The sequence below is a fragment of the Bradyrhizobium sp. CCBAU 51753 genome (assembly GCF_015291565.1).
Lineage (GTDB): Bacteria > Pseudomonadota > Alphaproteobacteria > Rhizobiales > Xanthobacteraceae > Bradyrhizobium > Bradyrhizobium ivorense.
This window is the reverse complement of the sequence record NZ_CP030037.1, coordinates 2,412,034-2,426,112: the sequence shown is the minus strand read 5'-3', so window position 1 is coordinate 2,426,112 and position 14,079 is coordinate 2,412,034. Positions and strand designations below refer to the sequence as shown.

The 14,079-nt window shown below is 61.1% G+C and carries 10 protein-coding genes; 3 read left to right on the top strand and 7 right to left on the bottom strand.

Annotated elements, in window-relative coordinates:
• Positions 1 to 11: 11 nt before the first annotated feature.
• The 7 genes from XH93_RS10860 to XH93_RS10830 all read right to left on the bottom strand — a co-directional run bounded on the left by XH93_RS10860 (position 12) and on the right by XH93_RS10830 (position 10,963).
• A complete protein-coding gene (locus XH93_RS10860) occupies positions 12 to 998 on the bottom strand; it encodes an AAA family ATPase (RefSeq protein WP_194473478.1) in 987 nt (328 codons plus the stop codon).
• Positions 999 to 1,453: 455 nt separating this feature from the next.
• Positions 1,454 to 2,812: a hypothetical protein gene (locus tag XH93_RS10855; RefSeq protein ID WP_194473477.1), complete on the bottom strand. Its 1,359-nt coding sequence runs from the start codon at positions 2,810 to 2,812 to the stop codon at positions 1,454 to 1,456.
• A gap of 30 nt (positions 2,813 to 2,842) precedes the next feature.
• A complete protein-coding gene (locus XH93_RS10850) occupies positions 2,843 to 4,042 on the bottom strand; it encodes a hypothetical protein (protein ID WP_194473476.1) in 1,200 nt (399 codons plus the stop codon).
• Between the two features lie 701 nt (positions 4,043 to 4,743).
• Positions 4,744 to 8,262, bottom strand: a complete 3,519-nt coding sequence (locus tag XH93_RS10845; protein WP_194473475.1) for a DEAD/DEAH box helicase — start codon at positions 8,260 to 8,262, stop codon at positions 4,744 to 4,746.
• Positions 8,246 to 9,025 (bottom strand): Hachiman antiphage defense system protein HamA, encoded by a 780-nt coding sequence (locus XH93_RS10840; protein ID WP_194473474.1) that lies wholly within the window; start codon positions 9,023 to 9,025, stop codon positions 8,246 to 8,248. The genes XH93_RS10845 and XH93_RS10840 overlap by 17 nt, the downstream gene beginning before the upstream one ends.
• 19 nt (positions 9,026 to 9,044) lie before the next feature.
• The gene (locus XH93_RS10835) at positions 9,045 to 10,130 is read right to left on the bottom strand and encodes a nucleotidyl transferase AbiEii/AbiGii toxin family protein (protein WP_194473473.1); all 1,086 of its coding nucleotides are present in this window, start codon (positions 10,128 to 10,130) and stop codon (positions 9,045 to 9,047) included.
• Positions 10,127 to 10,963, bottom strand: a complete 837-nt coding sequence (locus XH93_RS10830; protein ID WP_194473472.1) for a DUF6088 family protein — start codon at positions 10,961 to 10,963, stop codon at positions 10,127 to 10,129. The genes XH93_RS10835 and XH93_RS10830 overlap by 4 nt, the downstream gene beginning before the upstream one ends.
• 363 nt (positions 10,964 to 11,326) lie before the next feature.
• On the opposite strand from XH93_RS10830, the gene XH93_RS10825 reads away from it, so the two are divergent.
• Genes XH93_RS10825 through XH93_RS10815 form a run of 3 tightly spaced genes read left to right on the top strand, consistent with a single transcriptional unit; the run spans position 11,327 to position 13,331 of the window.
• Entirely contained in the window at positions 11,327 to 11,713 is a 387-nt protein-coding gene (locus XH93_RS10825; RefSeq protein ID WP_246799567.1) for a hypothetical protein, read from the top strand.
• Positions 11,713 to 12,063 (top strand): hypothetical protein, encoded by a 351-nt coding sequence (locus XH93_RS10820; protein ID WP_194473471.1) that lies wholly within the window; start codon positions 11,713 to 11,715, stop codon positions 12,061 to 12,063. Before XH93_RS10825 ends, XH93_RS10820 begins: the two co-directional genes overlap by 1 nt.
• Positions 12,060 to 13,331 (top strand): hypothetical protein, encoded by a 1,272-nt coding sequence (locus XH93_RS10815; protein ID WP_246799566.1) that lies wholly within the window; start codon positions 12,060 to 12,062, stop codon positions 13,329 to 13,331. Before XH93_RS10820 ends, XH93_RS10815 begins: the two co-directional genes overlap by 4 nt.
• Positions 13,332 to 14,079: the final 748 nt, after the last annotated feature.

The window sequence follows — 14,079 nt, the reverse complement described above, 5'->3', positions numbered from 1 at the left end:
CTGCGCCGTCGCTAATCAGACAGCGAGGCCCGCCGGCGTTCCATCAGCGCTTGAACAAGCGCCTCCGATGTTATCCGCTTCCCGCCCCGCAAGAGTATCGTTTTGGCCGCGTCGTCCGCAGCTCTTACAATTTCTGCCTGAGATAAATTGTGTGCCTGCTCGACAGCCTGGCTCCAGTCGACACCGCGCGTGTCAAAACGGTCGAGGCGCGCCTGCAGCAAGGCGTGAGCCAGGACCGGATCAGGCAACGCGTATTCAATGACATCGTCGAAACGACGGAAGAGCGCCTTGTCCAACAGCTCAGGATGGTTGGTCGCAGCGACGACGAGGCCGTGGCTTTCATCTTGCTCAAGGAATTGCAGGAAGGAGTTCAAGACGCGGCGAATTTCACCAACGTCCTGGCGCTCGCCGCGCCGGGCGCCGATCGCGTCGAACTCGTCGAAGAAGTAGACCCCGCGTGTTGCCTGCATGGCATCGAAGATGAGCCGTAGCTTTCCAGCCGTCTCGCCCATGAACTTGGTGATTAGGCCATCCAGGACGATGGTAAACAACGGGAGGTGGAGTTCGCCGGTCAAGGCGGCCGCCGTCATCGTCTTGCCGGAGCCAGGTGGTCCCACCAGCAGTAATTTGCGACGCGGCTTCAGACCGTGCTCACGTAGGTTCTGCTGCTGCCTCTGCTCAATCAACACACGTTCGAGCCGAAGCCGTAATTCGTCCGGGAGAACCATGTCGGTCAGACGCAGGTCCGGATAACCGGCGTGCAGCAGCCCGGCCAATTCGCCTTTCGGCTGGACCAAGGGAACTGGACGCGCCGTTTTGGTCATTACAGCGCCGGATATCTTGGCCTGATCAATCAGCTCTTTCAGTTCCTGCGCCAGCTTGCCATGACCCTGCCGGGCCTCATGCGCGGCAAGCTGCATTGCGGTGGCAAGGAAACGCTCCCCGTCACCGGCAATGTGGCTCTTCAGCAAACTGACAATGTGACGAGCGCTCGACATAGGTCTTCAGTCTAATTGATCAATGCCGGCCTGGTTGCATTTGCCAGCGTTGTCCACGTTAACGTTTTGGCAACCGATTGTATCGGGAATTCGTGTCTATTCCCTTGCGATTCCTCACGAATCCCCGCCAGCAGCCAAAAAGCTGTAGCATTTTTGGCTGCGCGCCGCCAGTTGTGACCTTCTCAGCGCACTGTTGACGTTCACTCAGAACATAGTCGGTCGTGGCCAATTTCGGTCGTGACCAAATTGAAGCATCGGCCACCGTCCCAGCCGTGGCCCCAACACGGCGCCGGTTCTGCCGGTTGTTCGGCATGGACGACTGCGACGGCGACTTGCGCGAGGTCACATTCGGCAGCGACGGGAAACAGGTCGGGAGCGGTGCGCGCCAGTTTGCGGCGGGCAAGAACGGTCCCGACTTCCTGCCGAAGACCGCCACTCTGAATGGAAAACAGGCATTAAGCGCGCACAACGGAGGCCCGCGGGCTGCTCCATCCCTCGGGTTCGATTCTGATCCTGCGCGCTTGCAAGTGGTTATACACGGCGTCGATGAAGTGGACATTCATAGCTTCGTCGAGATCACGTCTGACGCATATTTGGATTCCCGCCCCAGCCGACTCCTCAGCGGCTCGGCGCAGCATCCTTTCAGCGTCAACCGCGAGGATCAAAGCTGCTGCGGCGGCAAGGTCAGGAAGCGTTGAATAGTCAACCCGCTTGCGGCTCCGATAGAATTCTAAATGTTCGAACCAAGCGTGCAGGATCCAATTCTCGGAGCCCTGTTCAACTTTGCGTCGGAGTACGATGCTGGTGCCCTTCAAGGGCGTGGCATTGACCAGCGCGACCGCTTCCCGACCATCGAATCCTCCGGCTTTCAGACGTTTGGGGAGCCACGGATAGCTAGCAAGATCGCGATTGTCCCCCACAATGCGTAATCCCTCAGGGTAGCGAGGAAACAACTTGTGTGCATCGTCTGTCCAACCGCGAAAGATGTCGTACGGAGAAACACCACCCCATTTGGAGAACCCCGCCACCCACCGACCATCCATCGGGCGCAGACCATTCGGAGTAAAATCCGGCATCTCAGCAGGCGGGGCCAAGTCGTTCTGTCGCCCATTGGACTGGGGATGGCGAGACAATATCGGATCGTTGACCCGCCCGCCTCTCGCTCGGTCATAGATGAGGCGGCAGGGAGCCCCTAGGTCGACAAGATCGCTGACATCGGATTGGACCCCGGCGAGGAGTGGATGCCGCCGTGGCCCATAAAGAGCCCGTTCCGTTATCCACGTTTCTGCCGACCAGACCAGGCCCCGGCTGGTCGGAACGTCGTCGCGGCGCGACAGAAGCTCCTTGAGATGCCGCTTCATCAAAGCGTAATCCGCGAGATATTCTGGGCGCCGACTAGTTTCGAGCGCTAGATCGATGTCTCCTACAGCCTCCTCACCTCGCATCAAGCTGCCAAAAGCCCAGACCCGTTCAACGTATCGGACCGCATCTCGATCCTGGTTGAGCATTTCGACATGGCGCAGGAAATCGTCCAGTACCATCTGCGCCTGAGCCAAAGGTGTCCGGCGCACGACCCTTCCGCGGGCAACGGTCTCACCTTTTTCCGAGACCGCAAATCCATCCTTGAGTTCGATCAGCCCGCGATCGAGGCACTCTTCAAACACGATAGCGCCGTCACCGCGGAGCGGGAAAACCGACTTGAGGTCAATCAAATTTCCGGGTGACCCCGTTCTCATGAATCCACGAAGCGCGTTCTTGAAAACGGCGGGCTTGTAACCCGCAATCAGTATATCTTGACCAAAACTGACGCCCATCGTGCGATCGGAGAACGGAAACTGCAAAAACTATCGACCGTCATCTCCACGGAGAGGTACGACGTTGTTTGGCGATAACGGCGCCGCTGGCGGCGCCAAGGAGGCGGGCCGCAACTCCTCCGGAAGAATCTCTGGACTGTAACGCTCAATGAGCTGCCGGATGCGACGCACATCCCCAGCATCGACCTTGAACCCGGCATCGCGCAAATTTTTGGCTGCGTTTCGGTTAACATGCTCGCCAGATGGGGCAGGCCCAGTAGGTTTCCTTGAAGATGCGCGATGGACCGCCGTGACGAGCACTTCGAGTGAAAAGCCGTGGCTGACGGGAATGTTTGCAAGCTCCGCGCGATCGCGCTTATCCCGTTCAGACGCTGCATCCCTTTCGCGGCGAGCGCGCAGTTCGGCGGCATCCTCGAGGCTCCAAGCGATCACTCGGCGGATCGAAGACCGGTATGGGCGAGCGTCGGCCTCATCGACTTCCTCTTGAGTCACAAAATCGAATGCATCAACGACATCAACCTCGAAGCTATATTCAAGCTGCCTGATCAAACCTTCGTAGGCCGAACGAACGGCGCAAATCAGAATAGAATCCACGACATCCGCATTGTAAGTAGCATAGGGGCCATAACTTTCGCGCGGTTCTGGCCGCAAGTTTCCTACCCCACGAATGTACATGAGTTCATTGGAAGGGCGGCTATCAAAGGTCGGATCTTCATCGCCGACGAACCAGTGGAAGTCGGGCGGCTCACGCCACTTTCGGTGCGTAATCAGATTGGAATAATGGTGATCCGCTCGATGCCAGTCAAAATCTGTCAGCTTCCAGCCACCTGGATGCCAGCGCACGGACAGATTGTTCATCTTGGTGATATGCGCAGATACCTCGATACGTGGCCTGGCTAAACGGTCCTTTTCCAAGCGCGATCGAACTTGAGCAAAATCGAGCGTCTGCCAGTTAAAGAGTTTTGCAAAGGCTTCTCCAGGACGACCGCTCAGCCAGCCGATCAGATCGGACAGAACCGTCTTCGTATTTGGCGGCCGGTCATGTCGCTCGATATCGCGGACTTGAAGGCCGAGACGACCAAGTTCTCTCAGAATATGAGAAACATATTCGCCAACAGGCTCGATCATGGCACCGCCGTACCAGTTGACAGGACGGAACAGTTTTAATTTGGGGGGCATCGATAGGTGAACGATGCGTCGCGAACCCTTGCGACCCGCTTCTTTGGCCATCTCGTTCTCCGATTTCACGTCTGTGAAAATATTGATTTGGGCCTTTAAGGCCAATTTGGGAAGATCTGCCTCCTACGAGGAGGAATGTGGTACTACTTTAAAAAAGGAGCGGAGAAGAAGGAAGGCTTGGCGAGGCATTCGAAGGCCATCGTCGACTTGTAACTTGAACTAGAACCACGGGATTTTAAGCGATGTCAAGTTTCGCGCAGTCTGCCGGACGAAAAGCAAGGCGGCGGTTCTGCAGCAAGCAGTTTCCTGTGGCGACGGGCAGAACAGATTGTCCGTTTTGCTCGCTCTAGACTAGTACCCTATTCTACGACGAGCACGTGCACGGCCTGTACCGTTGCATCTGCGCGCTGTATCGAATGGGGGTGAACAACAGAAGTAAGGAAAAGTCGTACAGCAAACTGGCCGCGCAACGTTAACCAAAAACGTCGCACGAGACCCGTTTTGTTCTGGGCGACTTCCCCGCGAAGGTCTTGGAAAATAAGGATTTTCCTTTGGTGGGCGCACCAGGGCTCGAACCTGGGACCCGCTGATTAAGAGTCAGGTACGAGTTGAGAACAATCAATGACTTACCGGTCGCACCCCTGGGCTTATCCGGCCGTAGATGGGCACTCGTCGCACGATCATAGTGCGTGGTTGCACTGCGCTTATCGAGGGGACGGTGCAGGCGCGCTCGACAGGCCCTTGGTCGCGCTTCAGCCGCCGGACAGGTCTGCAGGCCCCAAATAGGTGATGTTGATCCGGCCGACGTCCTGGGCCACCTGCGCGCGCAACAGCCCGGCTCTCCCTGGGTTGAGTGCGGCCTGGACGGTGCCAAGCGGCGAGCCATCGGTCGAGAGGACACGCGGTTGACCGGCCCAGTGATGAATCTGGACGGATGTGCCCGGCGGCGGCGACGCACCAAGCCATGCCACGTTCGCCCAGTAGCGGCGATCCGCCCAGGTGCGGTTTTCACGCGGTGTGAAGCTCTGCACGAAGTCCGTCCACATCGCCCTAGTTTCCGCTGTCGGCCAATCCGGCCGCGAGCTCCACGCCGCGACCGCTTCAGAGTTGAGCCATTGCCGAAGCTCCTGACCCGTCTCGAAGGTGGCGCCGGTGTCGGTGACGGCCTTGATGGCAGCGAGCCTCGAGTTGAAGCTGGCTTGGATAAGGATGGACGCGGAGCGATTCAACGTGCCGGTTTCGACTGCGGGAACGGCGAGGCCAAGCTGGTGGTCTTCGAGGAGAAGATCAAAGACGCCGACCGTATCCCCGGTTGCGGTCGCACGGACGCGGATCGCCTCCATGGCCCAAGGAAGGCGATAGACCAGACCGCCCTCGATGAACTGCAGTGTCTCCGATTCCTGACCGGCAGCGATACCCGCAAGAGGGTGGCCAAGAAGCCAAGCACACAGGATATCTCGCCAATTTGCGGGCATGGGATCCGGCGTGAAGGGATAGAAGGTGAAGACGCGCTCGGCCAGCGCAGTGATGGCCGCGATCGCCGCGTCGGGGTCGCCTTGAAGAATTGCGCCATTGGCCTGGATCAGGAGAAGATTGGCGTCCGCCGCGATCGCATCGAGCGCATGTCCGGTCGTCAGTCCGACCCCAGCCAGGAAGTAGCCTCGGCGGCGCGCTGCTGTCGATTGGCTCCAGATAAGCCGGCTGCGGGAGACAAGGCCCGCCTTGAGAGCTTGCTGTACCTGCTCGTTCTGACGCAGTAAACGCCGGTGCCAGAGGGAGGACTGAAGGATGTCGTCCAGCGCGGCCTCGATTCCCTCGTCAGGGGTGTCATTTTCGCCGATCAGGCTGAGGACGGCCGTGTCGAGCGTCGCAACATGCCGCTCCCAGTCGGCAAGAGCGCGCTCGCGATCCTCGGGCGCCTCATTCGCGATCTCCGGGAAAGTCCAGGCCGCGGCGTTGTTGACGACATAGTCGACGAGCTGATTGAGGTTACCGCCGATCCGCGCATGCATACGAGACAAGAGCGTCCAAACCAGTAGCGCCAGCCCGCTTTCCATGTTTCGCGCGCCGAGATCGTTGATGAGCGCTTCCCAGTTACGCCGCTTCTTCGCGATATCGTCGAACATCGGGAAGAGCACGATGCCTTCGACATCGACATAGGCACGGCCGGCTCGCCCGATCACGTTCTTGAACTCGGAGATTTCTATTCTTTCGCCATTGCGGTGGAGAGAGTGCATGACGACGGCCGTGGCCGATAGGTTGAGGCCCTGCGCCAAGGTCGGCGACGAGATTGTCACCTTGAGCACATTTTCGCGGAGCAGTCGTTCCACCTCCTTGCGGTACGCGGTTGGCAGGGCGCCATGGTGGAGCGCAACACCTAGGCGAAGGCATTTGAGGATTGCGCTATTCGATCCCAGCCACTCCTCTCCCAATGCGATCGCGGTACTTAGAACCGCAGGATCGGCTTCAAGCAGAGAACACAGCGCCCCGCGCTCATGAAGATCCACGATCACGTCGGCGAAGGGTTCGACGCTTCGTCGCTCCGGGCAGAAGACCAGGACGGTCTGTCCATCCTCAACCAACCGCCAAGCTGTCGCCAGGCAGAGTTCACGCTGGTCGTCGGGAAAGATGCGCTTTCGTTGGCGCTTTGGCGGAATCCAGTTCGGCGGCGCGGCCCCGGTGAGAAAACGCTGTACCCACGGACGTTCGTCGCCCACCCGGAGGTTCAATCGCGCGGAGGGCGACGTCCACACCACCTCGCCGAACCGCAGCCGGGTCGGTCGCCAGTCATTTTTAATCAGCCCGCCAGGATGATCACGCCTCAGCCACGCGGCAAAGTCGTCGAGCTGATCGCCGTCGGGCAAGATCGCCGAAAGGCACACAATTCGCCGCTGGAGCGCGTCCGGACGGCGAAGAAGCCGCTGGATCTGCACCTCGTAGCGAACCTCGCGCTCGTTGAGCCCGATCATGTGCCCCTCGTCGAAGACCAGAAGACCGACGTCGTTAAGAAGAGATGGATCGTTGCGGAGCGCGAAGTCGAGCTTCTCCGGCGTCGCCACCACGATGTCCCGTTCCCGGATCGCGTCCTCGTCGAAGCCACTCACACCGATGCTGCCGTAGAGCGCCGAGATCGTCTTGCCGAGGGGGCCGAAGGTCCTCTGCAGGGTCGTTTCTGTCTGAGCCGAGAGGGCACGTAGCGGTGTGACAAAAACCACCCGCTTGCCGCCGGCGAGGCACCGTAGGATGCATAGCTCGGCAACGCGTGTCTTACCGGCGCTTGTCGGCAGCGAAACCACCAGATCATCAGACTGATCGGCGGCGCGGGTTGCGGCCTCGATCTGCGATGGCCAGAGGTCGACCTCCGCTTTGAGACGCCGTTGAAGCAGTGCGATAAACAGCTCGCGCAGCCGCGGCCAATCGGCTGCTTCGCCGCCTGCCGGTTGCAGCGGAACTCTCTCGTGGAAGGTGTTCGACCAGAGGTCGGACAGGAGATGAATCGCAATGCGATGCGCCCACCACTGCGGAAGCATGTTCAACTCGCTGCAAATGGCGAGGCTCCCCCGAAGCCGCCCAAGTGCCTGATCGAGCAGCGGCCGCTCACCACGTTCCAGAGCCAGGAGAAACAGCGACATGGCCGCCAGGAAGCTGTCGGTCAGCGCAGTATCGAGCCCGTCGAACAGGAAGTCGCTGCCGCCATCGATGGGATTGGCCACGGCCTCGGTCTGATCGAGGTTGGTCTGGATAGCAGTGGCGATTCGAGCATCGCTACCTTCGCCGGAAGCCCGGTAGTCGAGCACGTTGGCGCGAAGAGCCCCGAAGTTCCGCCGCATCAACTGGGCCAGGACACGTTCGATTGGTGAGAAATTCTCATCGGCTTCGACGATCGAAAGCAAGGAATAGGCACGCGCGGAGAGATGCGCGAGATGATAGCTCGCGGCCGCAATCACGAAGTGGAAGTCGCGATCGATCTCCTGGCGGTTGCCCTTGGCGATGACCGCCTCAAGGGCAGTGGCAGCCTGCTCGAAGGCGGTGCGCGCCTGGGCGGCGTCACCGACAAGTTCGCGGAGGCGAAGGCCAAGCCCGAGAAGCGCATAACCATAGGAGTGCAGATCGTGACTGAGCTGAGGTGCAAACGCTGGAGCTCCCGGCGGCAATACGCCGTCGCGCCAGATGATCGCTCGCGCCTGGCCGCGAGCAATCAGGCGTCCGCGAAAGCCTACGGTTGCGGCTTCATTGATGTCTGCGATTATCGCCTCAGGTGTTGTTGGCATTGGCGATTACCTGATCATAGACAGCGCCGATAAAGGCGGCATGGCCGTCGATGCGGAGGCCAATCCCCCACTGGTGGAAAGCACCCGGATAAGCCTGAAGTGAGGCCGTCAGCATCGCCTCCGGTGAATTGCCGGAAAATGTGAATAGCAAGTGTCGTACACTCGCAGGCGGAATTCCATGCTTGAGCAGGGCATCGTCAATCGCGTCCGCCAATGGCAAATTGCCGAGCTCGAGCAGACGCGCAGAAATATATGTAAGGGCATGCCCCGAAGGTAGCCCCCCGTCCTTGTCGAGGTTAGCTCGTGCCTCGGCTACAACCTGTGCCGTGAGTGCAGCGCGACTCTTCGCCTCTGTCTTCAGGAAGCGCAGTAGCTGGGTTTGCGGATCTTGAAGAATGCCGATCACGTCTTCACCGCGCATCGCCATGTTGCGATGATCCTTCCAGCGCAGACGCTTAATCGGCGCGTGATAACCACCACTATGGGCGTCGATCCATTCCGTCGCATAAATTTCGCCAAGGTCGCCCGAGCGAATGGCCTTCGTCATCGGGAGCTTACCCTCGATCAAGGCCGCGGCTGCGGGCTTTCCAAGCCGGCGGAGTGCTCGGGCGACGTGCTCCTCGGAAGCGTAGTGCCCTGGAATGACCGCCGCGGTCGCCTGAACGCCCGTCGCGAGGTTCGCAGCCTCGCCCGTCAATACTCTGCGGAAGTGATGTCCAACCTGCCCATCAGCAGAAACGCACCAGTCGTTGAACTGTACCACCTTCGCACCCCTCCTGCGGTCAATAGTTCCGACGGGCTGGGCTATGACCGAGTGGTGTCTGATTGAGCTTCTGTTCAATCGCTGCCACGCTCGCGAGAACATCGTCGAATGCCGGTGGCTCGCCAAAGATCATCCCGCGCATCGCACGGTAGTCGGTCCGCAGTTGATCGACCATGCCATCATGCGGCGTGAGTGCGAAGCTGCCCGGCGCCGCGCTCGCAAGGTCGAAGTCGGGCCGGTTGAAGAACATTCGTGCATGCGCGACGCAGTCAGCGCCCAGGTCTACATCTGCCGCTGCCTCCATACCGACCAGCACCTGCGCGAGAAGATGAAGATCATAGTAGTGTCTCGACACGCGCTGTCCGCCACCGCGGAGCTCACCGCGCTTGTCAAACCACCGGCGTAACTCGTGGAGGATGACGACCTTGTCCCAGAAGGTGCGCTTGGGTTTGACGGTGCGCACTGACGGGACCGTCAAATCGAGCGCCGGCAGGTCATCATCGACGTAGGGTTTGATCGGCACCTCGCGGTTCGGGTCGAGAGCCGACTTTGCGCCCGCCTCGATCTTGATCGCGGCCCGCACATAGTCCGAATGGGGGGTCGTTGCTGGATACCAGACCAGCAGCGTCTGGCCGTCGGGATCGGTGTCGTCGAGCTCGATTCGCGCACCATTCGGATTGAGCCCGGAGGAGGTCAGGCGGTTCGAGAGGGTCTGGCTCAGCACCTCGCGCATGGGGCCGGCGATGTAGGCCTGGCATGCGTCCCTGATTGCATCGAGCCGCGCTTTGCGCTTTTTGCCGCTGAGCGCCTCGAGTTCGGCGACCGTCGCAGGAGCGTCGATGTCGTCGCGAAACACGGTGATGTCGACGTCTTCGGAGAAGCGGTTGATCAAGCCGAACCCCTTGGACAAGGATGTTCCGCCCTTGAAGAGAAGGCGCGGACTGGCTTCCGGAAGGCCGTGAAACAGCGCGTCCAGTGTCCAACAGACCCAGAAATCCTTTTCGATATTCTGGGACGTCGTACCGAGCCGCGCCGCGGTGGTATCGAAGGCACTGAGCATCGCCTCGGTGCCTGCGGAGAGAACCTCGTCAAAAGCCGGATTCATGTGGTTGGCGTCCGTCGGGTTGTGCGCGATCCGGACGATGGCCTGGACGAGGTGGCGGCCTTCGAGCGGGGTTGATCGGCAGCGCGACCGTGCTCGCGATTGTCCGCCGAACGTCGGCTGCGGCGATGATGATCATGATCGTCATCGCGATCGCCGTCGGCCGCGGCGGCGAGGTTTGCCGGCACGTGCTGATCATCCTGGAGCACGGTTTTCAGAAAGACCTGCATCCAGGTGGGCACCGTTGTCAGCCCATCGATCAGATCTGCCTTAAGGGGCGGCCCTGCCACAGGGTCGTCCAGGAGCTTGCGAAGCTTGCGGCGCACGCGGTTGGCTTCGCCCTCGCGCGAAAGCAAATCCCGCATCCAGTGGAGCGCCTGAACGACGCGCATGCCGGGCCGTCCAGCCCAGAAGAGCTTGCTTGCCGCCGTCGGGCGAAAGCTGATGGTGACATTGCCCAGTCGAAGCGCGCGGCGTCGCGCGTCGGAATGAACGACAATCTTGGCTGGCACGGCATCCGTCAGACCGAGGTCATTCGCCGCGGTCATGCCATCGACCAGCATGCGGACTTGATCGCGGCGGCCGAGCGCCTCGATCACGGAGCGCGGATCCGGCGGATTAGATTTCTGCGTCAGCTTGTTGAAGCCGGGCCGGTCATAGAGCCCACGGTCGATCCGGCGCAATTGCTCCGCCGTGGTCATTCGCTGGAGCGCTTTGTCGATGGCATCGCGCGAGCCGAGGTCGAGGAAGTCTGATGGCGTCCATACCTTGCGGGGCGCATCGCGTTGGATGCGCTGCAGGACGGCTGCTTTGAGGTCAGACGGTTGGTCGCTCATGTCCGAAACTTGTAGACATTTTTCGGACAATGGCCAAGTCAGACGTCCGAAATACGTATACAGATTTCGGACCGCACCCAAATTCCCCGCCTGGAAAACTGGGGAAAAGCCAGTCGTGCCCCCGGATACCCTTGACGGCCCCCACTTCAATCACCATCTTCACTTACGATAAGTGAGGATAATGAATTGCGGCACCGACTATTCGACATAACGGGCGGCCAAACGGTCCTTTCGGGCGCTATACCCGGACGCAAGCTGCTGAGTGCCCTGATCGCGGCGACACCTTCATCGGAAGCTCCGACGCCAGCGTTCCTCGACTTCACTCAAATCGAGGTCGCTACCGCCTCGTTCCTGCGCGAAGCCGTGATCGGTTTCCGCGACTACGCCCGGCAGTCACTGCGCAATGTCTACCCCGTTGCCGCCAATCTCCAGCCGGTCGTCTCCGAGGAGCTCGATTTCTTCGTCCGCGCCCGCGGCGACGTGCTTTGGAGCTGCGAACTTGACGCGGACGACATCGTCACCAGCGCCCGGCTGATCGGCGAGCTCGATCCCGCCCAGCGTTCGACCTTTGATATGGCTCGCGAACTCGGCACCATCACGGCCCCCGAACTTGCCGCGCGCTTCACCGACCAGCGGATAGGCCCCACCGCCTGGAACAATCGGCTGTCCGCACTCGCATCCAAGGGTCTGCTCGTTGAACGCAAGCAGGGCAAATCCAAGTCGTTCAGTCCCCTCCTGGAGATTGCCTGATGGGCCTTGATTACATCCGTGCGCAGACAGGCAAACCCTGGCGCAAGCGCTGGAATGGTGGTCTCGACCGCCTGAAATTGCCGACATTGTTCGAACTCACCATGTCTGAGACGGCGCGCACGGTGACTGCCCAGCTCGACGCCAGTTGCCGTCTCAAAGCGGGCGACACTTTGATCGTCCAGACCGTGCCCGATGGCCTCACCGTCAGCGACGGCCTGCGCGCGGTCGGACACGTCGCCAATCCCTCGTCCGAAATGATAGCCGCCATCGCGGATAGCGGCGGTTATGCCGAAGGCGTGATCCAGCGCGTCGGACTGTTTGGCGATACAGCGGAGATCAGCGTGAAATGAACGACCGGCCGCCCCACGAACCGTCGCGCCGCTTCCCGCAACCGCAGCGGCTTTGGGATGATGCGACGCTGCATGCGCAGTCGCTAGGCTGCCCGACCTGCCTCGAGCGTGACCGTTGTGGCGGTGTTCATACCGACGCCGGCATCGTCGATTGCCGCGACCTCTGCTCCTGCAAGGACAAGAGCAAGTGCGACATGGTCTGCCGCTTCAATCCAAGCCTTTTCGTCGCCCGCATGCGCGAAGTGCGTGGCCTGGGCTTCGAGAACGCACCGCGCGTTCCGGCGAACGGCGTTCCCGACTTGTCGATGATCGTGACCTTCGTTGACCACGGTTACCGGCGCGTGGCGGCCCTTGACGAGCCGGTGGTCGCGCTGTCGCTATATGAGCTTGTCAATCTCTCAACCGGCAAGCCGCATGTTACCTCCCGTGCCGAACTCGCCGATCGCTTCCGCTTCACCGAAGGCGCGACGATCGTCGTGTCGGGTGTCGACAAGGATAACCCGATCGAACGCTGGTGGGAGCTGAAGGAACGCGGAGCGATTCTCGCCGCGCTGAAGGCACTCGGTGTCGCGCTCATCAGTACGCCGAATTACAGCGTGCTGACCGACGTGCCGCGCACCGACAATCTCCACGGCATGAAGCGGATCCTGCTGGCCTGGACGGAGATTGCCGCCGCAGGCCTGCCGGCTGCGCTGCACATCAACGCCCGCACGCAGCATGATTACGTCCGCTGGGGCAACCTCATCGCCGAACGTCCCGAGATCGAGATTCTCGCCTTCGAGTTCGCGACGGGCTGCGGTCGCGGCGAGCGGTTCGACTGGCATGTCGCCCAGCTCTGTGCGCTCGCCGATCGCGTCAATCGTCCGCTCGCTCTCGTCATCCGTGGCGGCGGTCGCAGACTTGGTGTGCTGCGGCACCATTTCGACAAGGTTTCGCTGATCGAGACCGAAGCGTTTTCCCGCACCATGCGGCGGCGACGCGCCTATTTGACCGAGTCCGGGCGCCTCAAATGGACGAAATTCCCGACTCCGAAGGGGGCGCCGATTGACGACCTTTTCGCACACAATATCGCACTCGTGCGCGCTTCTTATGAAGCATCGGAAAGACCCCCGGTACGCCTACGCCCGCCGTCGCGTCCGGTCCGGCGCGCAGCGCACCGAAATGGAGAGCCCCTCCAGCCAAGCCTTTTGCGACAACTCCACCTGCCCGGTGAGGCTCGGGGCGTCGCCCCAGAGCCTCAAGGCGTGATCGCCACTGCGAAACCTTAGCTCGGCGGCGTCATGAGCAAGGGCACGAAACAACTGACCGATGCCGTAGCCGTGGCCCGTGCTGCGCGCGTACCGCGAGGCGCCGTCGGACGCCGCGACCCGCAACGCGGCGCCGGAATCTTTAAGGCCGGCAAACTCCGGATTTTCCCGCAGGCTTGCGAGCACCCCCCGGCCGGCGTCGGCGACCACAAATTCGAATGCGCCATCGCCGGCGGCATAGGCGACGACGCCGGTGTCAGGGCGACCGCTATGTTCGAACACATTGTCCTGAAGCTCGCCGAGGGCGCCCATCAGGCCGGCAACAAGACCCTTTGCCCGGCCCGCGGCAACCGCCGCATTCTCCGCGTGCATGACCCACTGCTCCCAAGCGACCTCGTCCGGACCGTCCCTCTCGTGCCTGAGGCGCGACAGGGGAAACACACCGGCGCGATCGCGCGCGGCGGCACCGCTGATCGCGCCGTCGCGAAGCGCGCGCGTCACTTGGTGAAATACCGGAGGCTCGACCGTGATGGCCCGATAGGCCTCGGGCGCTGCGTCGGTCGCCATCGCAAGCTCGACGAGCGGCCCGATTCGCCCCGATCGGGCGAGCACGATCGATCCGAGCTCCGGCAGTCGACCCGCAACTGCCTGCCACAGAAGATCGTCGACCACGTCGAACTGCGCGCTGACGCGCCGTGGCTCGTCCAAAACGCCCCCCACCCTTCTCCCTCACGGTCACTTGACCGAGCGCTCGGTACCGGACATCTCA

Bases quoted from the DNA above. Each gene is read 5' to 3' on its own strand.
- XH93_RS10860 (WP_194473478.1), bottom strand. From the start codon at position 998: ATGTCGAGCGCTCGTCACATTGTCAGTTTGCTGAAGAGCCACATTGCC.
- XH93_RS10855 (WP_194473477.1), bottom strand. From the start codon at position 2,812: ATGGGCGTCAGTTTTGGTCAAGATATACTGATTGCGGGTTACAAGCCC.
- XH93_RS10850 (WP_194473476.1), bottom strand. From the start codon at position 4,042: ATGGCCAAAGAAGCGGGTCGCAAGGGTTCGCGACGCATCGTTCACCTA.
- XH93_RS10845 (WP_194473475.1), bottom strand. From the start codon at position 8,262: ATGCCAACAACACCTGAGGCGATAATCGCAGACATCAATGAAGCCGCA.
- XH93_RS10835 (WP_194473473.1), bottom strand. From the start codon at position 10,130: ATGAATCCGGCTTTTGACGAGGTTCTCTCCGCAGGCACCGAGGCGATG.
- XH93_RS10830 (WP_194473472.1), bottom strand. From the start codon at position 10,963: ATGAGCGACCAACCGTCTGACCTCAAAGCAGCCGTCCTGCAGCGCATC.
- XH93_RS10820 (WP_194473471.1), top strand. From the start codon at position 11,713: ATGGGCCTTGATTACATCCGTGCGCAGACAGGCAAACCCTGGCGCAAG.
- XH93_RS10815 (WP_246799566.1), top strand. From the start codon at position 12,060: ATGAACGACCGGCCGCCCCACGAACCGTCGCGCCGCTTCCCGCAACCG.